Annotated in this window: 25 protein-coding genes; 3 read left to right on the top strand and 22 right to left on the bottom strand. The window is 71.1% G+C overall.

Annotated features, from left to right (window positions below; all coding sequences use genetic code 11):
* Window positions 1–380: 380 nt before the first annotated feature.
* Entirely contained in the window at window positions 381–1,307 is a 927-nt protein-coding gene (locus tag QNA09_RS08995) for a tyrosine recombinase XerC (RefSeq protein ID WP_017680556.1), read from the bottom strand.
* Between the two features lie 97 nt (window positions 1,308–1,404).
* Between QNA09_RS08995 and QNA09_RS08990 the strand changes: the two genes are divergently transcribed.
* Window positions 1,405–2,565 (top strand): multidrug effflux MFS transporter, encoded by a 1,161-nt coding sequence (locus tag QNA09_RS08990; protein WP_119699711.1) that lies wholly within the window; start codon window positions 1,405–1,407, stop codon window positions 2,563–2,565.
* 6 nt (window positions 2,566–2,571) lie between these two features.
* Here the strand turns inward: QNA09_RS08990 and QNA09_RS08985 are convergent, their stop codons facing one another.
* Complete coding sequence (locus tag QNA09_RS08985) at window positions 2,572–3,366, bottom strand: siderophore-interacting protein (protein ID WP_010592745.1); 795 nt, start codon at window positions 3,364–3,366, stop codon at window positions 2,572–2,574.
* 135 nt (window positions 3,367–3,501) lie between these two features.
* On the opposite strand from QNA09_RS08985, the gene QNA09_RS08980 reads away from it, so the two are divergent.
* Window positions 3,502–3,738, top strand: a complete 237-nt coding sequence (locus QNA09_RS08980; protein WP_225222748.1) for a hypothetical protein — start codon at window positions 3,502–3,504, stop codon at window positions 3,736–3,738.
* A gap of 3 nt (window positions 3,739–3,741) precedes the next feature.
* Here QNA09_RS08980 and dprA read toward each other — a convergent pair whose 3' ends face one another.
* From dprA to QNA09_RS08935, 9 genes are all read right to left on the bottom strand, one after another.
* A complete protein-coding gene (gene dprA, locus QNA09_RS08975; RefSeq protein WP_010592747.1) occupies window positions 3,742–4,869 on the bottom strand; it encodes a DNA-processing protein DprA in 1,128 nt (375 codons plus the stop codon).
* A complete protein-coding gene (locus QNA09_RS08970; RefSeq protein WP_119699710.1) occupies window positions 4,866–6,374 on the bottom strand; it encodes a YifB family Mg chelatase-like AAA ATPase in 1,509 nt (502 codons plus the stop codon). Before QNA09_RS08970 ends, dprA begins: the two co-directional genes overlap by 4 nt.
* Window positions 6,374–6,730 carry a YraN family protein gene (locus QNA09_RS08965; protein ID WP_026137711.1) on the bottom strand — a complete coding sequence of 119 codons (357 nt, stop codon included), beginning with the start codon at window positions 6,728–6,730 and terminating at the stop codon, window positions 6,374–6,376. The genes QNA09_RS08970 and QNA09_RS08965 overlap by 1 nt, the downstream gene beginning before the upstream one ends.
* A 221-nt stretch (window positions 6,731–6,951) precedes the next feature.
* Window positions 6,952–7,266, bottom strand: a complete 315-nt coding sequence (locus tag QNA09_RS08960) for a DUF2469 domain-containing protein (protein WP_003939014.1) — start codon at window positions 7,264–7,266, stop codon at window positions 6,952–6,954.
* Between the two features lie 37 nt (window positions 7,267–7,303).
* Window positions 7,304–8,002 (bottom strand): ribonuclease HII, encoded by a 699-nt coding sequence (locus QNA09_RS08955; protein WP_029539889.1) that lies wholly within the window; start codon window positions 8,000–8,002, stop codon window positions 7,304–7,306.
* Window positions 7,999–8,757: a signal peptidase I gene (lepB, locus tag QNA09_RS08950; protein WP_017680550.1), complete on the bottom strand. Its 759-nt coding sequence runs from the start codon at window positions 8,755–8,757 to the stop codon at window positions 7,999–8,001. The genes QNA09_RS08955 and lepB overlap by 4 nt, the downstream gene beginning before the upstream one ends.
* Window positions 8,758–8,865: 108 nt before the next feature.
* Complete coding sequence (rplS, locus tag QNA09_RS08945) at window positions 8,866–9,207, bottom strand: 50S ribosomal protein L19 (RefSeq protein ID WP_003939017.1); 342 nt, start codon at window positions 9,205–9,207, stop codon at window positions 8,866–8,868.
* A gap of 85 nt (window positions 9,208–9,292) precedes the next feature.
* Window positions 9,293–10,198: a hypothetical protein gene (locus tag QNA09_RS08940; protein WP_026137709.1), complete on the bottom strand. Its 906-nt coding sequence runs from the start codon at window positions 10,196–10,198 to the stop codon at window positions 9,293–9,295.
* A gap of 146 nt (window positions 10,199–10,344) precedes the next feature.
* Window positions 10,345–12,690 carry a Tex family protein gene (locus QNA09_RS08935; RefSeq protein WP_010592753.1) on the bottom strand — a complete coding sequence of 782 codons (2,346 nt, stop codon included), beginning with the start codon at window positions 12,688–12,690 and terminating at the stop codon, window positions 10,345–10,347.
* A gap of 112 nt (window positions 12,691–12,802) precedes the next feature.
* Between QNA09_RS08935 and QNA09_RS08930 the strand changes: the two genes are divergently transcribed.
* Entirely contained in the window at window positions 12,803–13,759 is a 957-nt protein-coding gene (locus QNA09_RS08930; protein WP_119699709.1) for a hypothetical protein, read from the top strand.
* Between the two features lie 31 nt (window positions 13,760–13,790).
* On the opposite strand, the gene QNA09_RS08925 is transcribed toward QNA09_RS08930, so the two are convergent.
* The 11 genes from QNA09_RS08925 to QNA09_RS08875 all read right to left on the bottom strand — a co-directional run bounded on the left by QNA09_RS08925 (window position 13,791) and on the right by QNA09_RS08875 (window position 25,121).
* Window positions 13,791–15,014 carry an IS110 family transposase gene (locus tag QNA09_RS08925; protein WP_119699708.1) on the bottom strand — a complete coding sequence of 408 codons (1,224 nt, stop codon included), beginning with the start codon at window positions 15,012–15,014 and terminating at the stop codon, window positions 13,791–13,793.
* Window positions 15,015–15,266: 252 nt separating this feature from the next.
* On the bottom strand, window positions 15,267–15,968 hold the full coding sequence (gene trmD, locus QNA09_RS08920; RefSeq protein ID WP_003939021.1) for a tRNA (guanosine(37)-N1)-methyltransferase TrmD: 702 nt from the start codon (window positions 15,966–15,968) through the stop codon (window positions 15,267–15,269).
* 6 nt (window positions 15,969–15,974) lie between these two features.
* Window positions 15,975–16,532, bottom strand: coding sequence for a ribosome maturation factor RimM (rimM, locus tag QNA09_RS08915; protein WP_017680548.1), 558 nt, complete (start codon window positions 16,530–16,532; stop codon window positions 15,975–15,977).
* Between the two features lie 10 nt (window positions 16,533–16,542).
* Window positions 16,543–16,785, bottom strand: a complete 243-nt coding sequence (locus QNA09_RS08910) for an RNA-binding protein (RefSeq protein WP_003939023.1) — start codon at window positions 16,783–16,785, stop codon at window positions 16,543–16,545.
* Complete coding sequence (rpsP, locus tag QNA09_RS08905; RefSeq protein WP_017680547.1) at window positions 16,785–17,225, bottom strand: 30S ribosomal protein S16; 441 nt, start codon at window positions 17,223–17,225, stop codon at window positions 16,785–16,787. Before rpsP ends, QNA09_RS08910 begins: the two co-directional genes overlap by 1 nt.
* 176 nt (window positions 17,226–17,401) lie before the next feature.
* On the bottom strand, window positions 17,402–18,148 hold the full coding sequence (locus tag QNA09_RS08900) for a CPBP family intramembrane glutamic endopeptidase (protein WP_010592758.1): 747 nt from the start codon (window positions 18,146–18,148) through the stop codon (window positions 17,402–17,404).
* Window positions 18,145–19,239, bottom strand: coding sequence for an amidohydrolase family protein (locus tag QNA09_RS08895; protein WP_017680546.1), 1,095 nt, complete (start codon window positions 19,237–19,239; stop codon window positions 18,145–18,147). The genes QNA09_RS08900 and QNA09_RS08895 overlap by 4 nt, the downstream gene beginning before the upstream one ends.
* A gap of 6 nt (window positions 19,240–19,245) precedes the next feature.
* Window positions 19,246–20,826, bottom strand: a complete 1,581-nt coding sequence (ffh, locus tag QNA09_RS08890; protein ID WP_010592760.1) for a signal recognition particle protein — start codon at window positions 20,824–20,826, stop codon at window positions 19,246–19,248.
* A gap of 102 nt (window positions 20,827–20,928) precedes the next feature.
* Window positions 20,929–23,442, bottom strand: a complete 2,514-nt coding sequence (locus QNA09_RS08885) for a [protein-PII] uridylyltransferase (RefSeq protein WP_026137708.1) — start codon at window positions 23,440–23,442, stop codon at window positions 20,929–20,931.
* The gene (locus QNA09_RS08880; RefSeq protein ID WP_010592762.1) at window positions 23,432–23,770 is read right to left on the bottom strand and encodes a P-II family nitrogen regulator; all 339 of its coding nucleotides are present in this window, start codon (window positions 23,768–23,770) and stop codon (window positions 23,432–23,434) included. The genes QNA09_RS08885 and QNA09_RS08880 overlap by 11 nt, the downstream gene beginning before the upstream one ends.
* A gap of 43 nt (window positions 23,771–23,813) precedes the next feature.
* Window positions 23,814–25,121: an ammonium transporter gene (locus tag QNA09_RS08875; protein ID WP_010592763.1), complete on the bottom strand. Its 1,308-nt coding sequence runs from the start codon at window positions 25,119–25,121 to the stop codon at window positions 23,814–23,816.
* Window positions 25,122–25,355 lie beyond the last annotated feature (234 nt).

The raw sequence follows: 25,355 nt of genomic DNA, 5'->3' as shown, positions 1-25,355 counted from the left end.
GACGGTTCGGGAACCGCTGCATCGACGATCCGCGCTTCGGGCACAGATGCGGGACGTTCTCGAGGAGGCATGCCGAACGGGACCGACGGCACCGGATCCGGCAGACCCGTCGACCGGTCCACCTCGACGGGCGCGGGCCGGGACGGCGGATGTACAGGCTGCGCAGGCGGCTCCGGCTGCGCAGGCAGCTCCGGATGCGCAGGCAGCACGACCGCACGGTCGCCACCCCGTCGCCTTCCGCGGCGGCCGACCGGCGCCGGTTCGTCCCGAAGCCAGGCAGGCAGAGCGTGCGTCGACTCCTCGTGTCCCACAATTCCCCCCGGATTGCGCAGCAGGTGCGGCGGCGACCGTACCAAACCTCGGGTTCGTCGTCGCCCGGGTCACGCCCGCGGATGCGCCTGTTCGTGCGCCGCCCTCAGCCGCGCTACCGACACATGGGTGTAGAGCTGGGTCGTCGCGAGGCTCGCATGTCCGAGCAACTCCTGCACCACCCGCAGGTCGGCCCCGCCCTCGAGCAGATGGGTGGCGGCGCTGTGCCGCAGCCCGTGCGGCGCGAGGTCGGGCGCGCCGGGGACCGCGGCCACGTTCTCGTGCACCACGGAACGGACCTGGCGCGGGCCCAGCCGCCCGCCGCGTGCACCGAGCAGAAGTGCGGGCCCGGAGTCCGGGCGCGCGAGGGCGGGCCGTCCGCTGTGCAGCCACGCGTCGAGCGCAGTGGCGGCGGGCGCACCGTACGGCACGGTCCGCTCCCTGTTGCCCTTGCCGAGCACGCGCAGCGCCCGACGATCGGCATCGACGTCGTCGACATCGAGCCCGCACAGCTCCCCGACCCGGATCCCCGTCGCGTACAGCAGCTCCAGCACGAGCCGGTCGCGCAGCGCCACCGGGTCCAGCTCGCGCGCACCGGCTTCCGCAGCCGCCATCACCTCGCATGCCTGGTCGGCCCGCAACACCGGCGGAAGGGTGCGATGGGTGCGGGCCGACACCAGCCGAGCCGCGGGATCGTGGTCGAGCCGGCCGGTGCGGGCCAGCCACGCGCAGAAGGTCCGGGCGGAGGAGGTGCGCCGCGCCAGGGTCGTACGGGCAGCGCCACCCGCGACCTGGTCGGCCAGCCAGGAGCGCAGCACCTCGAGGGTGAGGTCGTCGATCCGCGCATCCGGGTGGCCGGCCTCGAGGTGGGCGAGGAGGGTGCGGATGTCGGTCGTGTACGCGCGGATCGTGTGGGCAGACCGGCCGCCCTGCAGGTCGAGGTGCTCGACGAACTCCTCGAGGTGCACGGCGAGAGGCGGCGGCAGCGCGGTGTCCATGGCCGTCACCGTGCGCCGTGGGTACCGCCCACGCAACCGAACACGCCGATCGGGCCCACACTAAGGTTAGTTCGTGAGTAAAACGATTCCGTTGCCGATGCTGTTCGGTCTGGCACTGCTCTCCGCCACCGCACCGCTGGCCACCGACATGTATCTGCCGGGACTGCCGATCATGTCGGAGAGTCTCGGCACCAGCACGGTCGGCATCCAGCTCACGCTCACCACCTTCATGGCCGGCCTCGGCGTCGGGCAGCTCGTCGTGGGACCGCTCTCCGACGGGTGGGGCAGGCGTCGCCTGCTACTGGCGGGCACCGTCGTCCTCGCCCTGAGCAGCGCCCTGTGCGCGACGGCGCCGACAGTGGAGGTGCTCATCGCGGCGCGCCTGATCCAGGGCTTCAGCGGCGGCACGGGAATCGTGCTGGCGCGCGCGGTGATTGCGGATCGCTCCCGCGGCAACGAGGCCGCCCGCCTGTTCAGCATCATGATGATCATCGGCGGAGTGGCACCGATCGTCGCACCCCTGCTCGGCGGCGTCCTCCTCGGGCCGATCGGTTGGCGCGGCATCTTCTGGGTTCTGACGGGCCTCGCGGTGGTGATGGTCGTCGCGGTGCTCACGGTCGTTCCGGAGACACTGCCGCCCGAACGCCGCCACAGCGGGGGCCTGGCCACGCTCGCCCGCAACTTCGGCACGGTGATCGGCAATCGGCAGTTCGTGGGTTACGCCGCGACGTTCGCGCTCGGCTTCGGCGCCATGTTCTCGTACATCTCCGCGTCACCGTTCGTGGTCCAGGAGGTCCTGGGAATGACGCCGGGACAGTTCTCCCTGATCTTCGCCGTCAACTCGGTGGGCCTCGTCGCAGGCAACATCGTCAACACCCGGCTCATCGGCCGCTTCGAGGTGCGGAACCTGTTGCGGTACGGCGTAGCCCAGATGCTGGCCGCCGGAATCCTGCTGGTGCTCGCGGTCCTGGTCGCGGACACCGCCCGCTGGCTGGTGCTGCCCCTGCTGTTCCTCGTCGTCTCCAGCCTCGGCTTCGTCATGGGCAACGCGACGGCGCTGGCGCAGGGGCAGGTTCCGAAGACGGCGGGCACCGGTTCCGCGGTCATGGGCGCCTCGCAGTTCGGCCTGGCCGCCCTGGTGTCGCCGCTGGTCGGCCTCGGCGGGGAGGACACCGCGCTGCCGATGGCGCTGGCGATCGCGACCTCGGCCGCGCTGTCGATGACCGCTCTGCTCACCCTCACCCGCGACCGCCCCTGAGCCCGCTCACCGCGCTTCGGCCGTGGCGAGTTCGCGCTTCCACTCCCGGAAGCCCTCCTCGCTGCGGCCGCGCCGCCAGTACCCGGAGATCGACGCGCGTGCCGCCGGAACCCCGCGGGTCTTGCGGACGTACGGCCGCAGGTACTGCATGACCGTCTCCGCTTCCCCGTGGATGAACACGTGCGGGTCTCCCGGCAGCCACTCCGCGCCGGTCACGGCCGAGACCAGGGGCGCGCTCGCGCCGGACAGGTCCGGCCCGGCATTTCCGGCAGCGGAGCCGCGGTGCAGCCAGGTGACCTCGACTCCGGCGGGCGCCGCGAGGGCGATTTCGTCGTCGGGGCCGGCCACCTCGAGGAACACCCGGCCCCGCGCATCCGGAGCCAGGGCTTCGAGCGCCGCGGCGACGGCCGGAATCGCGGTGTCGTCCCCGGCGAGCAGGTGCCAGTCGGCGTCCGGATCCGGACGGTAGGCGCCTCCCGGGCCACGGACCACGACGGTCTGCCCCGGCCGTACGGACGCCGCCCAGGGGCCGGCGACACCCTGATCGCCGTGGACGACGAAATCGATCGCGATCTGCCCGGCCTCCCGGTCCACAGCCCGCACCGTGTACGTACGCAGGACCGTCTCGCCGTCGGCCTCCAGCTCGAGTTTGACGTACGAATCCGTGTGCGGGCCGGGTTCGAACTCGTCGAACCCGGGACCGCCGAGGTACACCCGCACCAGGTGCGGGGTCAGGCGTTCGCTGCCCGTCACCGTCAGGGTCGTCGATCGCGGGGACTTCGGGGCCACGCCCACCTCCATATTTGCTCAGCCTTACCTAACCACTGCAGCGTACGCGTGCCGTTCGTCGGCGGCCACCGCCCCCCGCATCGACGCGACACCACCGGGATCGGCCGATCCGCCGACATCGCCCCGGAATTCCGCCATCGTTGCGGTATGCGAGAAACGATGAACACCGTCACGTCGCAGTACCTGACCAGCCTCGTCGGCGCCCTCGAGGAGACGGACCGCCGGCGCGAGGCGATCGGCGCACAGCTGGCCGAGCTCGAGTACGTCCTACTCCAGACCGGGGAGACCGAGCTCGCGGCCCAGGTGACCCGGGTGCTCGGCGACAAGTACTACAAGCCCATCCTGGCCAAAGCCGAGGAGCTACGCGGGCACGAGCAGTCCTGACGCTCACCCGCCGCCGCGCGCCCACCCGGCTGCCTCCCGCTGCACGTGTCCCTCGAGTTCGAGCAGCGGAAGCGCGGCCCGCACCCGCTCCGGGAGCAGCCCCGACGCCACCGACAGTTGCTGCACCGACACCGCACCCACCGCGGGCAGAGCTTCGTACACGGCCGCCATGTCGCCCGAGAGCCCGTCGAGCGCTCGCGCCCACCGCCCGTCACCGTCGTCGGCCACACCCATCGGGCCGACCTCCTCGACCACCTCGCGTGCGGTGCCCACCAGTCGCGCCTCCTGTTCCCGGATCATCCGATGACAGCCCTGCGACGCCGCCGACGTCACGGGCCCCGGAACCGCCAGTACCGGCCGTCCCAGCCGTCTCCCCCACGCCGCCGTGTTCCGCGCCCCGCTGCGCCAGCCCGCCTCCACCACCAGCACGCCCCCGCCCAGCGCCGCGACCAGTCGGTTGCGGGCCAGGAACCGGAACCGCGCCGGCAGCGTGCCGGGCGGATACTCGCTGACCACCGCCCCCTGCTCGGCGATCTGCCGCAACAACCCGGTGTGCGCTGCCGGATAGGCGCGGTCCACTCCGCACGCGAGCACCGCCATCGTCGCGCCACCGACCCCCAGCGCCGCCCGGTGCGCCGCCGCGTCGATCCCGAAGGCCGCCCCCGACAGCACCGCCCACCCGTCGGTCGCCAGGTCCCCGGCGATCTCCGCGGTCACGTTCTCGCCGTAGCCACTGGCCGCACGCGTGCCGACGACGGCAACGGACCGCTCCACCAGCTCGTCGATCCGCCGTCGCCCCAGCGCCCACAACGCCGGCGGCGCGGCATCGGCGTCCGCGCCGTCGAGACCGTCGAACGCGAGCAACTGCCACGCCGGCCACTCGTCGTCGTCGGGTGTGACCAGACGGCCGCCCAGCCGCTCCACCAGCTCGAGGTCCCTCGCCGCGGAGTCGAGATGGGCACGGGCGGCGGTACGCCTGCGGAGGGGACCGCCGATCGAACCGTCGCGCACCGCTGCCGCGACCACCTCCGGGCCGGCCTCCGCGATCGCGGCGTTCAGCATGCGCGACGCCCCCTGCGCCACGACCGACAGGTAGGCCCACGCCAGCCGGCGCGGATCCGTCGCGCTCACACCGTCCCCCGATCCCGGAAATCCAGAGCCGTCGCCACCTGCACTTCTCCCGGGGCGTCGAGCCCCGCGAGATCTGCCAGCGTCCACGCGACTCGCAACGCACGATCCGCGCCGCGCGCGGTGATCGCCCCCTTCCGCAGCGCCCACTCCACGGGCCCCAGCGCCGCGCGCGGCAGGCGGAACTTCTGCCGCAGCGCGGGACCCGGGACCTCGGCGTTGGTGCTCCATCCGTGCGCGTTCCAGCGGGCTGCCGCGGCGGCCCGGGCCCGGGCCACCCGGGCGCGAACATCCTCGGTGCTCTCCCCCGCCTCCCCCATGAGCGCGCCGGTCGCTACCGTCTCCATCCGAACCCGCAGGTCCACCCGGTCGAGCAGCGGGCCCGACAACCTTCCCAGGTAGCGGCGGCGCGCGGCGGGCGGGCACACGCAGTCGGCGTCGCGAGGCGGCGCACACGGGCACGGATTGGCGGCGAGAATCAGCTGGAAGCGCGCCGGATAGCGCGCGACGCCGTCGCGGCGGGCGATGCGCACCTCACCGTCCTCGAGCGGGGTCCGCAACGCCTCGAGCGCCTTGGTGCCCATCTCGGCGACCTCGTCCAGGAAGAGGACGCCCCGGTGGGCACGGCTGACCGCACCAGGCTTGGCCGTGCCGCTGCCCCCGCCGACGAGCGAGGTGACCGACGCGGTGTGGTGGGGAGCGATGAACGGCGGGTCGGTGACGAGCGGCTGATCCGCCGACAGCGTTCCGGCGACGGAGTGGATCGCGGTCACCTCGAGCGCCTGTTCCTCCGTCAACGCCGGCAACACCCCGGGAAGCCGCTGGGCGAGCATCGTCTTCCCGATGCCGGGCGGGCCGGTGAGCATCAGATGATGCGCACCGGCGGCCGCGATCTCGATGGCCCGTCGTGCCTCGTGCTGACCGACCACCTCGCTCATGTCCGCCCGTCCCGGCCGCTCCCCCGGTGGACGGGGACCGGGTCGCTCGAGCGGTCCGTCGCCGCGCAGCCACAGCACCACCTCGGTGAGAGTGCCCGCCCCGTAGATGTCGATGCCGTCGACCAGGCCGGCCTCGGGCATCGTCGCGGCCGGCACCACCACCCGCTCCCACCCGGCACGCTTGGCGGAGAGCACCGCCGGAAGGACTCCCCGCACCGACCGGACCCGGCCGTCGAGCGCCAGCTCCCCGAGCAGAATCGTCCGCGCAACCGACTCCGGTGGAATCGACTTGGCGGCGTTGAGCACGGCGCACGCGAGGGCGAGGTCGTAGACGCTGCCCACCTTCGGCAGCGTCGCCGGCGACAGGGCCAGCACCACCCGCGAATCCGGCCATTCGCCACCGGAATTCGTCACCGCCGCCCGGACTCGGTCCCGGGACTCCTGGAGCGCAGTGTCGGGCAGACCGACCATCTTCACTCCCGGCAGTCCGCGGCCGATGTCGGCCTCGATCTCCACGACCTGTCCGTCCACCCCCGTGACCGCCACCGAGTAGGCCTTCCCCAGCGCCATCAGAGCACCTGCCGGCGATGGGTGATCACGGGTGCGCCCCGGGACGGGAGCAGCACCGTGACCACATCGACCCGGATGCGCCGCCATCGTCGCTCGTGGCTGGAAAGCCACAGCGCGGCCAGCCGCCGGATGCGGTCCGCCTTCGCCGCGGTCACCGCCTCGGCCGGCGTGCCGTACCCGAGGCCGGTGCGGGTCTTGACCTCCACGAACACCACGGTGTCGCCGTCCTCGGCGATCAGATCGAGTTCGCCGTACCGGCTACGCCAGTTGCGCGCGAGCACCACCAAGCCCGCCGACTCGAGAAACTCGGCGGCCAGGTCCTCCCCCAGCGCCCCCACCTGCTGATTACGTCCCATCCCCGTCCCTCCCTGTGTGGCAACCACTGTGCGGCACAGGAGGGACGCCCGCGGCCCCCGCCGGTCCGGATCACGGAATCTGTGGATGAACTCGCCGGGTGTGGACAACTCCTGCCGACGGGGCGAGGCCGGGGAACGGCCCGTGGCCGAATGTCACACCGCTTCGATCGAATCGACTGAATGTGACATTCGGCCACGAAGGCGCGGATGGGGTGAGCCGGCTATCCCAGCTTGTCGGGCAGGCGCAGGTCCGGCTTGTCGAGCTCTTCGATGTTGACGTCCTTGAAGGTGATGACCCGGACGTGCTTGACGAAGCGGGCCGGACGGTACATGTCCCACACCCACGCGTCGGACATGCGCACTTCGAAGTACACCTCGCCGCCGGAATTGTGCGGGAGCAGCTCGACCGCGTTGGCGAGATAGAACCGTCGCTCGGTCTCCACGACGTACGCGAACTGACCGACGATGTCCCGGTACTCCCGGTACAGCGAGAGCTCCATCTCGGTTTCGTACTTCTCGAGATCCTCGGCACTCATCGGTCTCGGTGTCCTCCCGTTCTGGTGTGTCGATCCATCATCCCGCATCCGCCTCGTCGGAGCCGAATCGGCCGTGGCCGGAGTCGTCGCCGAGGAGGGCGGCGACGTTGGCGTATCGCAGGCGATGCTCCCGGCTGGGGCCGAGATCGCGCAGCGCCGCCATGTGCGCGGCGGTGCTGTAACCCTTGTGGACGGCGAAGCCGTAGCCGGGCAGCTCGCCGTCCAGGTCGACCATGATCCGGTCCCGGGTGACCTTGGCGAGCACGCTCGCCGCCGCGATGCAGGCCGCCGCGGCGTCCCCGCCGATGACCGGCAGCGACGGCGCCGGCAGGCCCGGGACCCGGAACCCGTCGGTGAGAACGTACCCGGGCGCGACGGACAGCCGCATCACCGCACGGCGCATGCCCTCGATGTTGGCCACGTGCACACCGATGGCGTCGATCTCGGCAGCCGGCACGATCACCACGCTCCACGCCACCGCGCGGCGTCGGATGATCGGGAACAGCTCCTCCCGGGTCTTCTCGGTGAGCTTCTTGGAGTCGTCGAGACGCGCGAGCGTCGGATGTGGTCGGCGATCGAGGATGCACGCGGCGACGACGAGCGGCCCGGCGCAGGCGCCGCGGCCTGCCTCGTCGACCCCCGCGACCGGCCCGAGCCCGCATCGCACGAGCGTCGACTCCATGGTGCGCAGGCCCGCAGACCTGCGGATCACAGCGCGCGGCGGCCACGGGGTCACGGTTGCTGGATCTCCGGGGAATCGATGGTGCCCCACCGCGAGGGCGGCAGGACGATGAACCGGGCCTTGCCGATGACGTTGTCGACCGGGATGGTGCCCTGGTTCTCGTCGGCGACGTGGTAGCGCGAGTCCGCGGAGTTGGAGCGGTTGTCCCCCATGACCCAGATGTGGCCGTCCGGCACGGAGACCGGACCGAAGCAGCGGCCCGAGCGCACCTCGGTCTCGCAGGTGACCACGCCGGGGGTGAACGGGAAGTCCATCTCGATGTACGGCTCGTCGAGGGGGCGGCCGTCGACGAGGACGCGGCCCTGGTCGTCGCAGCATTCGACGGTCTGCCCGCCGACGGCGATCACGCGCTTGACGAGGTCGTTCTCGTCGGGTGGGACGAGGCCGACGAGGGAACCCACCTCCTGCACGCCGCGGATCACGACGTTGTCGGAGCGGGTGGAGACGTATCCGGTGGACCAGGAGTCGGGGCCGCGGAAGACCACGACGTCGCCGGGCCGGGGATCGCCGAAGCGGTAGCCGATCTTCTCGACGACGATCCGGTCGCCGGTGCAGCCGGGGCAGCCGTGCAGGGTGGGCTCCATCGACTCCGAGGGAATGAGGTACACCCGCGCGACGAAGGTCTGGAGCAGGAAGCTCAGCACGAGCGCGACGAGGATCAGGACGGGCAGTTCCCGCAGGAACGACTTCTCCTTCTTGTCCTGTTTCCGATCGCGTCCAGGCGTGTCGTCGGTGCTGTGCTGCTGCATCTCCGGCACGGCCGGGTCTCGCGAGGAATCTGCCACCGAATCAGAGTAGCCCGGCCCGGAACGGATCCGGACCGGGCTACTCGGGGCCTGACGGTCAGCGCGTGACGATCAGCGCTTTTCCTTGATCTTGGCGGCCTTGCCGCGCAGCTCGCGCAGGTAGTACAGCTTGGCGCGGCGCACGTCACCACGGGTGACGACCTCGATCTTGGCGAGGTTGGGGCTGTGCACCGGGAAGGTCCGCTCGACGCCGACACCGAACGAGACCTTGCGCACGGTGAAGGTCTCGCGGATGCCACCGTTCTGGCGACGGATCACGACGCCCTTGAAGACCTGCACGCGCTCCTTGGAGCCCTCGATGACCTTGACGTGCACGTTCAGGGTGTCGCCGGCACGGAAGTCCGGAATGTCGTCGCGCAGGGACTTGGCGTCCAGGAAGTCCAGGGTGTTCATCGGTTGTCATCCTCGCTTGTTCGCATGAGCAGAGGAACCGAGCGGCATCCACCGGAAGGCGGTGCTCGACTGGTTCGTGCCCAGGTCAGGTATGCGTGCCCGAGCCGGGCAACCCGTCAATTGTGCCAGACGGTGCCGGGGTGGCGGAAATCGGCGGGGGTGCGGCGTGCACGGTGCGGGCCAGTTCGGCTTCGGCGGCGACGCGGGAGTGCTGGACGGCTCCCTGCACGGTGTCCATCGTCGGCTTGCCTGCCACGAGGTCCTGCACGAAGATCTTCGCCCGGATCACCGGGCGTCGGTAGCGCCGCTCGCGTTCGATCGCGCGGCGCATCTTGCGGGTCTTGCCGGTGTAGCGCCAGCGGGCCCAGGGTGCGCCGGGCCGCGACAGGCGCACCGCCCCGACCAGCAGCAGGGGGAAGACGAACAGACCGACCAGGCCCGTCCAGATCTTGCCCTTGGCCAGCACGACCGCCGCGAGGGCCAGATTTCCGACAGCGGAGAGGGCGATCAGGGTGCGGGTCACCCATGACGGGTCCTCCCGGAAGTTGGTGATGTCGGCGAATTCGAGGGGCTGCAGGCCGAGCAGCACCAGGCCGGTGACGGCGATCGCGACGAAGACCGCATCGACCGAGACGCGTCCCTCCTGCTCCCAGTACACGTCGTTGAGGTAGAAGATCAGGGCGAACTCGTCGAGCACGAGCGCGGTCCCGATGCCGAAGAGCGTGGCCAGGGCCGCCCCGGTGGTCTGCGTGCCGTCCTCGTAGACGGCGATGAGGGATCCGCCCGCGATCACCATGGTGACGACGCCGAACACCACGTGGTGCACGTGGTGGCCGCCGGGGGTGACGTTGCCGGGCCACCAGCGCACCTGGGCGCGGATCATGCGGACGCTGAACCGGATGAACAGGAACGCGAGGAGAAATCCGAGCAGGAAGAACAGCAGTGGCAGGCGCCCGCGGTCGATGATCTCGCGTTGCAGCCACTCGGTCACGGCCGTCACGGCGCGATCGCCCTCGGGACTTCGTCGGCGGGGCGGGGCGGGTCCTTCGGCGCGCGGCCGGTCGTCACCGTGGGCTGCATGCTCCCGAGGATGTCAGGAACCGGGCCGCGCCGGTAGTCGGCGCGGCCCGGCGGCGTCTACTTGCCGAATCCGGCGCGCCGCAACGCGTCCGCCATCGAGCCGGCGGCCGGCGGGGCGTCCTGGCGACGGTCCCCGCGGTGACCACCCTGCCCCTGCCCGCCCTGACGCTTGCCCTGCTGCCGGCCACCCGGCCGGCGTCCGCCCCGGTCCTGCGGACCGCGCGAGTCGCCGCCGCCGGACGGGGCGCCAGCGGGGATCTCGTCGTCGAGGCGCAGCGTCAGGCCGATCCGCTGCCGCGGCACGTCCACATCGAGCACCTTGACCTTGACCACCTCGCCGGACTTGACGACGTCGCGCGGGTCCTTGACGAAGCTGCGGGACATCGCGGACACGTGCACGAGACCGTCCTGGTGCACCCCGACGTCGACGAACGCCCCGAACGCCGCGACGTTGGTGACGACGCCCTCGAGCACCATGCCGGGTTTCAGGTCGGCGACCTTCTCGACGCCGGCGGCGAACGTCGCGGTCTTGAACTCCGGGCGCGGGTCGCGGCCCGGCTTCTCGAGTTCGGCGATGATGTCGGTGACCGTGGGCAGACCGAAGCGGTCGTCGACGAAGTCCTCCGCGCGCAGGCGCCGCAGCACTGCGGTGTTGCCGACCAGCTCGCGCACGCCGCCGCCCGCGGTGTCGACGATGCGCCGCACGACCGGGTACGCCTCGGGGTGCACGCTCGACGCGTCGAGCGGATCGTCGCCGTTCGGGATGCGCAGGAAGCCGGCACACTGCTCGAACGCCTTCGGGCCGAGGCGCGGCACCGCGGTGAGGTCCTTGCGGGTGCGGAACGGCCCGTTCCCGTCGCGGTGGGCGACGATGCTCTCGGCGAGGGACGACGTGATGCCCGACACCCGGGCCAGGAGCGGCACCGACGCGGTGTTGACGTCCACACCGACGGCGTTGACCGCGTCCTCGACGACCGTGCCGAGGGAGCGGGCGAGCAGCGTCTCGGACACGTCGTGCTGGTACTGGCCGACGCCGATCGACTTGGGATCGATCTTGACGAGTTCGGCGAGCGGGTCCTGCAGGCGCCGGGCGATGGACACGGCACCGCGGATCGACACGTCGAGGTCCGGCAGTTCCTTCGAGGCGTACGCCGACGCCGAGTACACGGACGCGCCGGCCTCGGACACCACGATCTTGGTCAGGTTCGTGGCGCCGGACTTCGCGATCAGTTCGGTGGCGAGGGCATCGGTCTCGCGGGAGGCGGTGCCGTTCCCGATCGCGATCAGTTCCACACCGTGCTGCGCGACGAGCCGCGCCAGGGTGGCCAGGGCCTGGTCCCGCTTGTTGTGCGGCTGGTGCGGATAGATCGTGTCGTGCGCGACGACCTTGCCGGTGGCGTCGACGACGGCGACCTTGGTGCCGGTGCGGAAGCCGGGGTCGAGTCCCATCGTCGGCCGGGTGCCGGCGGGGGCGGCGAGCAGCAGGTCGCGCAGGTTCGCGGCGAACACGTCCACGGCGTCCTTCTCGGCGGACTGCCGCAGCCGCATGCGGATGTCGAGGGCGAGGGAGACGAGCAGTTTGGTGCGCCACGCCCAGCGGACGGTGTCGAGGAGCCACTTGTCGGCGGCCCGGCCCTCGTCGGCGATGCCGAAGCGGGTGGCGATGCGGCCTTCGTAGTAGGTGCGCTGCCCGGGCTCGGGTTCCTCGGAGTCCGGTTCGAGCGACAGGCTCAGCACCTCCTCCTTCTCGCCGCGCAGCGCCGCCAGGATGCGATGCGAGGGCAGGTCGGGGAAGGGCTCGGAGAACTCGAAGTAGTCGGCGAACTTGGCACCCTCGGTTTCCTTGCCGGGACGCACGGTGGACTTCAGCTGGCCGCGGGTCCACATCGCCTCGCGCAGCTCGCCGACGAGGTCGGCGTCCTCGGCGAAGCGTTCGACGAGGATGGCGCGGGCGCCGTCGAGCTGTTCGGCGCTGTACTGCGCGGGGTCGGTGGTGGGGTCGCCGAGGAGGGCGTCGGCGACGGGCTCGTGACCGGCCTCCCGCGCGATCTGCGCCTTGGTGCGGCGCTTCGGCTTGAACGGCAGGTAGATGTCCTCGAGCCGGGCCTTGGTGTCGGCGAGCAGGATCTGCGTGCGCAGCTCGTCGTCCAGCTTGCCCTGGGATTCGACGGACTCGAGCACCGCCGTGCGGCGCTCGTCGAGTTCACGCAGGTATCGCAGGCGTTCTTCGAGCTGCCGGAGCTGGGCGTCGTCGAGCCCGCCGGTGACCTCCTTGCGGTAACGGGCGATGAACGGCACCGTCGCGCCGCCGTCGAGCAGGTCGACCGCCGCGGCGACCTGACCTTCCCGGACGGCGAGTTCCTCGGCGATGCGCTGATTCACGGTCTTGAGAGCGGTCGTCACAGCGGTCGACCCTACCGCTATCCTTCCTCCGCCCTCGGTGACGCGGAGGGGCGTGCGCGTCTCCTCGACGGTGGGACGAGTTCGTCGGACAATCGACAACAGGAGGGTGGATATGTCCCGGGTGCGCGGCGGACGCTGGGCGATGCTGGCGCTGTCGTTGCTGACCGCAGCGACGGTGGGGGCGTGCGGCCCGGAGCCGGTCGGGTCGCCGGTCGCCCTGCCGTCCGCCGGCGTCGAGTCCCCCGGTCCGCTCGAACCACTCGGTTCGCTGCCCGATCGGATGACGGCCGCGGCGGCGACCGCGGCCGGGCGCGGCGCCGACGTCACGATCGCCGCGCTCGACCGGCGGACCGGGCTCCGGGTCGTCGGCGGCGTCGACACACCCGTCGAGACCGCGTCGGTGGCCAAGCTGTTCATCGCCGACGACCTGCTGTACCGGGCGGCGACGGGCGAGTTGCCGCTCGGCGGCAGCGACTACGACCGGATCACCGCGATGCTCGAGTCGTCGGACGATTCGGCGGCGAACGACCTGTGGTTCCGGCACGGCGACTCGGAGATCGTCGAGCGTACCGCCGCGCGGCACGCGCTCACCGGCACCGTCGCGCCGGTGGACGGGCTGTGGTGGAACACCGTCACCACCGCGTCGGACCTGCTCACCTGGTACGCGGATCTGCTCGACGGCACGGGCGGGCTCGACGAGTGGGGCCGGGCGACGATCGTGGGGCACCTGCGTGCCGCCGGCCCCGTCGGCGCCGACGGGTACGACCAGCGATTCGGGTTGCCGGACGGGCTGAGCGACACCACCGGGCTCGGCGTGAAGCAGGGTTGGATGTGCTGCCTGGACGGGCGCTGGATCCATCTGTCCACGGGGTTCGTCGGGGACGACGAGCGGTACGTGCTGGTGGTGCTCTCCCGCGAACTCGTGCACTACGACGCGGACGACGACCGGTGGACCGATCTGCCGGACACGGCGCTGTTCGATGCGACCGGGGATGCGAGCGCGCAGCACGCGCGGGAGACGGTGACCGAGGTGGTCCGCACGGTGTTCGGCAGCGCCGGGACGCACTGAGCGTGGGTCAGACATCCCTGAACCTTTGACGTCAAGCAGCGACGGCGGCAGCCTCGCGGTGTGCCCACCCGATCGCCTGGTCGTAAGGAGTGTGGGTTTTCAGGCAGCCGTGAAGGATGCCGACGAGCCGGTTGCCGACCTGTCGTAGTGCGGCGTTGTGGCCGACATCGCGGGCACGTAACTGGTCGTAGTAGAGCCGCACCTGTTTGTCGTGCAGGATCGCGCACGCAGCCTGCATGTGCAGGGCATCGAGGAGCCGGTTGTTGTGCACATGCCGGGCGGAGACGACACGGGTCTTGCCGGATGCTCTGGTGATCGGGCTGGTACCGGCGTAGTTCTTGCGTGCCTTCGCGCTGGCGTAGCGCCCGGGCGCGTCACCGAACTCGGCGAGCACCCGGGCACCGAGAACGACGCCGAGACCGGGCTGGCTGAGCAGGATCTCAGCGTCCGGGTGCTGGCCAAAATGCGCCGTCACATCTTTCTCGAGGTTCGCGATCTCGGTGTTCAACGTCGTCAGGATCGCAACGAGCGACCGGACCGTCGCCGCATATGCCGTGGCCACCGCGGCAGGTTGGCCGAGGTGCTCGGCGCGCAGTACCTGCTGGATCGCCGCCGCTTTGGCGTCGATGCCGCGGCGTCCCTTCAACGCGGCGGCGATCTGCCGGAGGGTGAGCTTGGCTGCGGCCTCCGGGGTCGGGGCCTGGGCCAACAGGGTCAACACGGGTGTGGAGGTGAGCCCGAACGGCGTGTAGGCCTCAAGTGCGGCAGGGAAGTAGTCCCGCAGCGCCACCCGCAGACGCAGCATGTGTCGGGTACGTTCCCAGATCAACGTCTGGTGGGCGCGGGCGACGACCTTGACCGCCTCCGCGACCTCGGAATCGGCAGCGACCTGACGCAGTTGATGCCGGCGGGTGCGGACCATGTCGGCGAGGGCGTGTGCGTCGCCCTTGTCGCTCTTGGCGCCGGAACTGCCGAGGATCTCCCGATGCCGGGCAGCCTGTTTCGGGTCGACGCCGAATACCCGGTAGCCGGCGGCCAGCAGGGCCTGCACCCACGGTCCGCGGTCGGTTTCGATGCACACCAGCACGTCGGTGACATCGGTGTCCTCCTCGGCGAACCGGCCGACGAGTTCCCCGAACCCCTCGATCCCTGCGATCCCTTCCGGTAATCGTTCGCGTCGCAGCACCCGGCCCTGATCGTCCTGGACCTCCACGTCATGGTGGTCTTCTGCCCAGTCGTCTCCGATGAACAACACCGTGCCACCTCCGTCGAACGTCGAGCATCGGTCGGGGCAGCCTGCAGGACGTCGGTTCGCGGACTAATGGTCAAGTGCTCACGATCTTCTGGTCGGGCACGACATCCCATCAGCGATGCAGACCTCCTGGCACGCCGGCGAGGACACGATCTGACCCTAGGGCTCGACAACGGTCCGGTCGGCGAGAGTGTTCACCCACCGGCGGCTACCAGTTACCAAGTCTGCCGGATCGGCTGGACCTGGTATCTCCCATTAGTCGGCGAGCAGGTCGGGTCGGCGTTCGCGGGTGCGCTCGAGCGCCTGTTCCCGCCGCCACGCGGCCACCTTGGCGTGGTCCCCGGACAGCAGTACCGGCGGCACGTCGAGGCCGCGCCAGCTGACGGGGCGGGTGTAGCTGGGGCCCTCGAGCAGCCCGTCGGAGAACGAGTCCTCCTGGTGGGACTGCTGATTGCCGAGGACGCCGGGCAGCAGCCGCACGACGGCCTCGGTCATGACGAGGACGGCGACCTCGCCGCCGATGAGCACGTAGTCGCCGATGCTGACCTCTTCGACGCGTACCCGGCGCGCGGCGTCGTCGAAGACGCGCTGGTCGATGCCTTCGTAGCGGCCGCAGGCGAATACGATGCGCTTCTCGCCGGCCCAGCGTTGCGCGGTGGCCTGGTCGAACGGCACACCGGCCGGGGTGGGGACGACGAGCAGCACGTCGGGGTCGGGTTCGCCGTCGGGCCCGGCGAGCACGTCGTCGAGGGCGGGCCCCCACACCGTGGGTTTCATGACCATGCCCGGTCCCCCGCCGTACGGGGCGTCGTCGACGGCCTTGTGCACGTCGTGGGTCCAGTCCCGCAGGTTGTGGATCCCCACGGAGACGAGCCCCTTGTCGATCGCCTTGCCGAGCAGCGCGACGCGCAGCGGCTCGAGGTATTCGGGGAAGATGGTGACGACGTCGAAACGCACGGGAGGCTATGTCTCCGAACCGAAGTCGGGGTCGAGCAGACCCTCGGGCGGATCGATCTCGACGACACCGGCCGCGAGCGAGACCGTCGGCACGATCGCGGTGACGAACGGAATCAGCAGTTCGCGCTGTTCGTCGCCGGCCGGCCGGACGGAGAGCAGTTCGCCGGCGGCGGTGTGCAGCACCTCGCGAACGGTGCCGATCTCGGTGCCGGCGTCGGGCCGGCCCCCGACGATACGTACGGACAGTCCCTCGAGTTCGTGGTCGTAGAATTCGTCCGGGTCGTCGGACGGCGGCAGATCGGCGCTGTCGACGACGAACAGGGTGCCGCGCAGGGCGTCGGCGGCGCTGCGATCGGTGACGCCCCGCACGCGCAGCAGAAGCCGCCCGGAGTGTTCCCGGGCGGCTTCCACCGTGTACGTCTGCAGGGTCTGCTCGCGGGGCTTGCGGCCGTGCAGCACCGCGCCGACGGCGAAGCGCTCCTCGGGTTCGTCGGTGCGAATCTCGACGACCACCTCACCCTTGATGCCGTGCGACTTGGCGACACGGCCCACCACGAGCTCCACCGCGGCGCGCCTACTGGTCGGTGTCGACGACGTCGACGCGGATCCCTCGGCCACCGATGCCGGAGACGAGGGTCCGCAGGGCGGTCGCGGTGCGGCCACCGCGACCGATGACCTTGCCGAGATCGTCGGGGTGCACGTGCACCTCGACGGTGCGCCCCCGACGGCCCGTGATCAGCTCGACGCGCACGTCGTCGGGGTTGGCGACGATTCCACGGACGAGATGCTCGACGGCATCGGCGACAACGGCGCTCATTACTCGGCAGCCTCGGTGGACTCGGAGGACTCCTCCGCGGCGTCTTCCTTGGCGGCCTTCTTCTTCTTGGGCGTGATGGCCTCGGCAGCCGGCGCGTTCTCGGCCTGCGCGAGGGCAGCCTGGAACAGCTCGAGCTTGGACGGCTTGGGCTCGGCCTTGCGCAGGGTGCCCTCGGTGCCGGGCAGGCCCTTGAACTTCTGCCAGTCGCCGGTGATCTTGAGGAGGTTCTCGACCGGCTCGGTCGGCTGTGCACCGACGCCGAGCCAGTACTGGGCCCGCTCCGAGTCGATCTCGATCAGCGAGGGCTCTTCCTTCGGGTGGTACTTGCCGATGGTCTCGATGGCGCGGCCGTTGCGGCGGGTGCGCGAGTCGGCAACCACGATGCGGTACTGCGGGTTGCGGATCTTGCCGAGACGGGTGAGCTTGATCTTGACAGCCACTGCTGCGAATCTCCTTCGGCGCATGCGAAATACGCCTGTCACGTGCAATTCGGACGACGCGCCCTTCTGGCACGCCCGGTTTTGCCTCTATCCTGTGACCGCCGCGCGGTGCGTAACCGGATGCGACGACAGCGGTCCATTCTGCCAGATCCACCCGGCGGGACGAAAACGACAGGTCAGAGCAGCAGCAGCAGACCCAACGCGGGCAGGGTGTTGTTGAGCGAGTGCGCCACCCAGGACGAGAACACCGACCGGCCGCGCAGCCGCGCGAACCCCATCGCCGCGCCGCCCCACAGCAGCACCGGCAGCCGCCACCATTCCTGATGCCACACGGCGAACACGACGGTGGTGATCGTCAGGACGCCGATCGGGCGTCCCCACCACCGGTCGGGCCGGCGTTCGAGCGCCCCCCACAGCATGCCGCGGAACATCAGTTCCTCGCCGAGGGGGGCGCCGAACCACACCCAGGCCACGAGCAGCAGTTTCCACCCCGTGGGCAACCCGACCAGCGCGGTGAGCGGGGAATCGGCGGCGTCGATTCCCAGGGCGACGACGAGGATCGCCGCCAGGATCAACGCGCCGAGCAGCGCGATCCCCCCGCCGAGCAGACCGACCCCGAGCTGGTCGCGGAACTCCGCCCACGACCGCGGCAGACCGAAGTCGGCGACGGGCCCGCAGCCCCGCCACACGCTGAACGCGAGGGCCGCCGCCCCGGCGAGCAGGGTGGGGGCCATGATGGCGAGCACGTACGTCTCGGCGACGAAGCCCTCCCCGGCCAGGATCGGTCCCAACGTGAATCCGACGAGGTTGACGGCCAGCACCGCCAGCGCGGCGGGGATACCCCACCGGTGTGCGGGCCGGGACGGTGCGGGCAGCGCGGGAGCCGCAGCGGTCCCCGGGTCGGGCGGTTCGGGGGCGGTCATGTGCGGGCGGCGCGGCGGGTGACGACGGCACCCCGGAGCATCACCAGATCGGGCCGGGCCAGCACGTCCGGGCCGCTGCGCGGGTCGTCCGCGTACACCGTGAGGTCGGCCGGCGTGCCCGGTTCGAGGCTCGGGTGTCCCAGCCAGGTGCGGGCCGCCCAGCTGGCGGCGGCGAGCGCCTCGGTCGGGGTCAGCCCCGCCTTCCCGAGGGCGGCGACCTCGTCGGCGATGCGCCCGTGCCGCACCGAGCCGCCGGCGTCGGTGCCGGCATAGATCGGGATTCCGGCGTCGTGGGCGGCGCCGACGGTGTCCGCGACGCGGGCGTGCAGGTCCCGCATGTGCGCCGCATAGACCGGGAACCGGGCGGCCGAGTCGGCGATCTCCGGGAAATTGTCGATGTTGACCAGCGTCGGCACGAGGGCCGTGCCCTGCGCGGCCATCGCGGCGATGGTGTCGTCGGTCAGGCCCGTGCCGTGTTCGAGGCAGTCGATCCCGGCGGCGAGCAGGCCGGGCAGCGCGTCCTCCCCGAACACGTGCGCGGTCACCCGCGCTCCCTCCCGGTGGGCCGCGGCGATGGCCTCGACGAGGATCGCGTCCGACCACAGCGGGGCGAGATCGCCGGTGCCGCGGTCGATCCAGTCGCCGATGAGCTTGACCCAGCCGTCGCCGGCGCGGGCCTGGCGCACCACTTCGTCCGGCAGTTGCGATTCGTCGTCGAGGTCGACGGGCAGGCCGCGGATGTAGCGCTTGGGCGCGGCGATGTGCCGTCCCGCGCGCACGATCCGCGGCAGGTCGGCCCGCGCGTCGAGGTGCCGGGTGTCGACCGGGGATCCCGCGTCGCGTAGTAGCAGTACCCCGGCGTCGCGTTCGGTGACGGCCTGCGCGATCAGCCCGTCCGCGTCCTCCGCGCCGCCACCGAAGCGGATCCCGACGTGGCAGTGGGCGTCGACGAGACCGGGCAGGATCCAGCCGTCGGCGGTGAGCAGTTCGGCCCCGGGGATCGGCTCGGCGGCGAACGTGCCGTCGTCGTCGATCCACAGCTCGATCGGTTCGCCGTCCGGCAGGGACCGTCCGCGCAGGGTGAACGCCACGGCGGTCTACTTCTTCGGCAACTTCAGCTGCGAGAGGTCGAAGTTCTCGAGACCGGGCGGCAGCTCGTCGAGGCCCTTCGGCATCTTCGACAGGTCCGGGAACCCGGCGGGCATCCCACCCATGCCGGGCATGCCGGCGGGCATGCCGCCGGGGAACCCGCCCTTGATCTTCGGCGGGGTCGGCCCGCGGCCGCCCTTCTTGCCCTTCTTGCCCTTCTTCGCGCGCTGCGGCTTGCGGGATCCGGGCATGCCCATGCGCCCGGCCATCGCGGCCATCATCTTGCGGGCTTCGAAGAACCGGTCGACGAGCTGGTTGACGTCGGAGACCTTGACGCCGGAGCCGTTGGCGATCCGCAGCCGCCGGGAGGCGTTGATGATCTTCGGGTTGGCGCGCTCCGCCGGGGTCATGCCGCGGATGATCGCCTGGATGCGGTCGAGCTGCTTCTCGTCGACGTTCGCGAGGGCGTCCTTCATCTGGCCCGCACCCGGCAGCATGCCGAGCAGGTTCGCGATCGGCCCCATCTTCCGCACGGCCATCATCTGGTCGAGGAAGTCCTCGAGGGTGAGCTCACCGGAACCGATCTTCGCGGCGGTGGCCTCGGCCTGCTGGGCGTCGAAGACCTGCTCGGCCTGCTCGATGAGGGTGAGCACGTCGCCCATGCCGAGGATGCGGCTGGCCATGCGCTCGGGGTGGAAGACGTCGAAGTCCTCGAGCTTCTCACCGGTGGACGCGAACAGGATCGGCTGGCCGGTCAGCTCACGGACGCTGAGGGCGGCACCGCCGCGGGCGTCGCCGTCGAGCTTGGTGAGCACCACGCCGGTGAAGCCGACACCGGCGCGGAACGCCTCGGCGGTGCTCACGGCGTCCTGGCCGATCATGGCATCGAGCACGAACAGCGTCTCGTCGGGCTGCACGGCGTCGCGGATGCCGGCGGCCTGGGCCATCAGCTCCTCGTCGATGCCGAGACGGCCGGCGGTGTCGACGACGACGACGTCGTAGTGCTTGGCGCGGGCCTCTGCGATGCCGTCGCGGGCGACGTTCACCGGGTCGGCGGCGGTGATGCCGAGCGGGTTCTCGCCTCCGCCGATCGAGGTGCCGGGGTGCGGGGCGAACACGGTCGCGCCGGCGCGCTCACCGACGATCTGCAGCTGGGTGACCGCACCGGGTCGCTGCAGGTCACAGGCGACGAGCAGCGGGGTGTGTCCCTGGTCCTTGAGCCACTTGGCGAGCTTGCCGGCGAGGGTGGTCTTACCGGAACCCTGCAGACCGGCGAGCATGATCACCGTGGGCGGGGTCTTGGCGAACTGCAGCCGGCGGGTCTCACCGCCGAGGATCCCGACGAGTTCCTCGTTGACGATCTTGACGACCTGCTGGGCGGGGTTGAGCGCGCCGTGCACCTCGGCGCCCTTGGCACGTTCCTTGATCTTGGCGATGAACGAGCGCACCACGGGAAGCGCGACGTCGGCCTCGAGCAGCGCCAGGCGGATCTCCCGGGCGGTCGCGTCGATGTCGGCGTCGGAGAGGCGCCCCTTGCCGCGCAGGTCCTTGAGGGCTCCGGTCAACCTGTCGGAAAGGGATTCGAACACCGAATGCGCTCCTGGGTCTGGCGAAGATGCGGACAGTTCTGCGTTCCAGGGTAGCCGTTCGCGGCACGAGTTCTCGCACGTGCACGAGCGCCCACCCCACGCTCAGCCGTTGTCCTCGGGTTTCTTCGGTTCCGGCGCGGGCACCACGGCCAGCACGGCCCGCTCGATCCGCTCCCGGTTCTCCCGGGTGTCGGAGCCTGCGAGGTCGATGCAGAACGCGTCCACGACGGTGCGTCCGAGAGTGGCGACCCGGGCCCAGCGCACGTCGGCACCGCACCGTTCGAACGCGTCCGCGAGCCGGCACAGCATGCCCAGCCGGTCCTCGGCGCGCAGTTCGAGAATCGCCTGCCCCTGCTCCGGGGCGTCGATCCAGATCAGGTGCGGAGGCGCCTGCGCGTAGGTGCCCGGCACGGCCCGCTCCGGTCGTTCGGGCAGCTGCGCCTCGCGGGCGGCCTGCTCCTTCGCGGCGAGTGTGGCGAGCAGGTCCAGGTCCCCGGAGCGGGCCCGGACGAGTTCCTGCCGCAGTAGGCCCGCCGCCGGCGGGGCCCCGAACAGCGGGGCGACGGCGAAACTGTTGACCGCGCTGCCGGCGTGGCTGCCCACCGAGGCGGACAGCACGCGCAGGCCGTACAGTGCCAGCACTCCGGCAGCGTCGGACAGCAGGCCCGGCTCGTCGGGCGCGACAACCGTCACGGTGTAGGCGTGCGGGTTCTCCCCGGGTTGCAGGTCGACGTGGATGCCGCCCTGTTCCGCCCGCCCGGCGAGCTGGGGGTCGATCGGATCGGGGTGCGGCAGCTCCTCCCCCGCCATCATCAGCCGGCAGCGCCGGACCAGTTCCCGGATGAGCGCCGCCTTCCAGTCGCCCCACACTCCCGGGCCCGTCGCGAGCGAGTCCGCCTCGGCGAGTGCGTGCAGCAGTTCGAGCAGCACCGGGTCGCCGTCGATGGCCTCGACGACGGACTCCACCGTGGCGGGATCGTCGAGATCGCGCCGGGTCGCGGTGTGCGGAAGCAGCAGATGGTGGCGGACCATCGCGGACAGCACGGCGACGTCGGAGGGCCACAGGCCCATCCGGCGTCCGATCCGGGTGGCGAGCTCGGCTCCGACGACGCTGTGGTCGCCGCCGCGGCCCTTGCCGATGTCGTGCAGCAACGCCCCGAGCACCAGCAGATCGGGGCGCGCGACGCGGGTGGTCAGGCCTCCTGCCTGCACGGCGGTCTCCACCAGGTGCCGGTCCACCGTCCAGATGTGCACGGCATCGCGCGGGGGCAGATCCCGCACGGCGCCCCACTCGGGCAGCAGGCGGCCCCACAGTCCCGTCCGGTCGAGGGCCTCGATGGGGTCGATCGCGCGGGTCCCCGAACCGAGCAGCACGAGGAGGTCGTTCAGTGCGGTGCGCGGCCACGGTTCGCGCAGTTCCGGTGCGTTGTCGGCCAGCCGGCCGAGAGTCGACGCGGAAATGGGCAGGTCGTGCTGCGCCGCGGCCGCCGCGACCCGCGTGATCAGACCGGGGTCCTTGCGGGGGTTCGCGTCACGGGCCAGCGTCACCTCCCCGCCGTGCTCCACGACACCCTCGTCGAGGGGACGGCGGACGGGGACGCGCCGCAACCGGGACAGTCCCTTGCGGGGCAGCGCGTTCCCGGCCGTGCGTACGCCGACCTCCACCGAGTAGCTCACGGTCCGCGCGGCCTCGGTGAGCACCCGGGCCAGGTCGAATCGGTCGCCGATGCGCAGGGCGGCGCCGATCTCGTCCGCGTCCTGGGCACGGAGCTGGTCGCGGGGACGACCGGCGACGCGGTGCAGCTCGGTGCGCACATCGAGCAGGCGGCGGTGCGCGGCCGCGAGCCCGCCGCCGGGAACGTCGGGGCCGAGGCCCGGCATGCCGTCGGTGAGCTGCGCGACGGACAGGGCGTTGAGCAGCTGCACGTCCCGCAGCCCGCCGCGGCCGCTCTTGAGATCGGGTTCGGCCCGGTGCGCGATCTGCCCGCTGCGCTCCCATCGGGCCTCGGTCAGTGCGATGAGCTCGTCGAACCGGCTGCGGATGCCGGTGCGCCACTGCCGCCGCACACCCCCGATCAGCAGGTTGCTCAGTTCGGGGTCGCCGGCGATGTGGCGGGCTTCGAGCATGCCGAGCGCGGCGGTCAGGTCGGATGCCGCTACCTGCAGAGCCTGCGGAACGGTCCGGACGCTGTGGTCGAGCTTGATGTGGGCGTCCCACAGGGGGTACCAGAGCCGGTCGGCGACGCGGGACACGACCGCTGGGTCCATGTCGTCGTGGAGCAGGACGAGGTCGAGATCGGAGTAGGGCAGCATCTCGCGACGGCCGAGGCCGCCGACGGCGACGACGGCGAAGCCGCAGTCGGGTGCGATGCCGAGTTCGGCGCCCTTGGTGACGAGCCAGAACTCGTGGAGGTCGACGAGGGCGTGGCGCAGGGCCGGGGCGTCGAGTCGGCGGTGGCGGGCACCACCGGAGAGCAGCTGGGTTCGGGCTCGGGCGAGGTCGGTGGCGGCGGTGCCGGTTCCGGCCGGTCCCGCAGACACCGGCGGCCCCGATCCCGCTGCGGAGGCAGCGGGACCAGGGCCGCGAGTTCCGGACCCGTTGGGGTCAGAGTGCATCGGCACCTCGTTCACCGGTGCGCACCCGGACCACGGTCTCGACCGGGGTGACCCATACCTTGCCGTCGCCGATCTTGCCGGTGCGGGATGCCTCGACGATGGTCTCGACCACCTTGTCGACGGTGGCGTCGTCGACGACGACCTCGACGCGGACCTTGGGAACGAAGTCGACGGAGTACTCCGCTCCACGGTAGACCTCGGTGTGGCCCTTCTGGCGACCGTATCCCTGCACCTCGCTGACGGTCATGCCGAGCACACCCGCCTGCTCGAGGCCTGCCTTGACGTCCTCGAGGGTGAACGGCTTGACAATTGCCGTGATCAGCTTCATATCCTCATCCCTTCCCAGTCTCCAGTGCCCTGCTGTCTTCTTATCACTTGAGGGCGGCCGCGAAGTCGTATGCCGACTCCGCATGCTCGGCCTCGTCGATGCCGCGTGCCTCTTCCTCCTCCGACACCCGCCAGCCGAGCGGCTTGAGCGCGAAGGCGACGATCGCGGTGACGATGCCGGTGTAGACCAGGGCGAATACTGCGATGACGATCTGGATCACGAGCTGCTTGTAGTCGCCGCCGTAGAACAGTCCCGTCTCGGTGCCGAGGAAACCGATCGCGACGGTGCCCCACAGGCCCGCGACGAGGTGCACGCCGACGACGTCGAGGGAGTCGTCGTACCCGAACCTGTACTTCAGGCCGACCGCCAGGGCGGACAGGACGCCCGCGACCGCGCCGAGCACGATGGAGCCCACCGGGCTGAGCGCACCGGCCGCCGGAGTGATGGCGACCAGGCCGGCGACGGCACCCGAGGCGGCACCGAGGCTGGTGCCCTTGCCGTCGCGGATCCGTTCGGCGAGGAGCCAGCCGAGGATCGCGGCGGCGGTGGCCGTGGTGGTGTTGACCCAGGCCAGGCCGGCCACGCCGTCGGCGGCGAACGCGGAGCCGGCGTTGAACCCGAACCACCCGAACCACAGCAGCGCGGCGCCGAGCATGACGAACGGCAGGTTGTGCGGACGGAAGGCCGTGCGGCCGAACCCGGCGCGCTTGCCGATGATCAGCACCAGGACGAGCGCGGCGATGCCGGCGTTGATGTGCACGACCGTGCCACCGGCGAAGTCGATGGGCGCGACGGTCGCGACGAGCCCGCCCTCACCGTCGTCGGAGGTGCCGAAGATCTTGGCGGCGAGGCCGTCCTCGGAGCCGGAGAGCAGGCCGCCACCCCACACCATGTGGGCGAGGGGGAAGTACGCGACGGTGACCCAGACGGCGGCGAAGGTCAGCCAGGTGCCGAACTTCACGCGTTCGGCGAGGGCACCGCTGATCAGGGCGGTGGTGACGACCGCGAAGGTCACCTGGAAGGCGATGTCGATGATCTGCGGATAGTCGCCGAGACCGGGCAGGAACTCACCGGCGTCGTCGTAGATGGCGCCCTGCAGACCGAACATCTGGAACGGGTTGGCGAAGATGCCCCCGATGTCCTCGGTGCCGTAGGACATCGACCAGCCCCACAGCACGTAGATCACCGCGATGACCGCCATCGCCCCGAAGGACATCATCATCATGTTCAGGACGGCCTTCGTGCGCGACATGCCACCGTAGAAGAACGCCAGACCGGGCGTCATCAACAGCACCAGGGACGCCGATATCAGCATCCATGCCGCGTCGCCGGTGTTCACCACTTCCTCCACTTGCAACCTCCCTGTTGGCCGCGCCGGTCAGCGCGTCGTCGAGAGAAGAATGCTGTGGTGATGTTTCGGTGGGAGCGCCGCGCTGTTTCAGCGCAGTGAACGCAAATCGGACATGTGTTTCGTTCGTGTTTCGCCGCGAACCCGGCCGCCGTGGACCGTCCTCCGCGTCTCCCCGACGGTGGTCGCGGGAGGCGACGGCGGCGGGTCGGCGGGACTCGGGCCGGACGGATCCGG

It is taken from the genome of Rhodococcus sp. AH-ZY2 (assembly GCF_030916465.1).
GTDB classification, from domain to species: domain Bacteria; phylum Actinomycetota; class Actinomycetes; order Mycobacteriales; family Mycobacteriaceae; genus Rhodococcus; species Rhodococcus ruber.
This window is presented reverse-complemented; position numbering and strand designations above follow the sequence as displayed.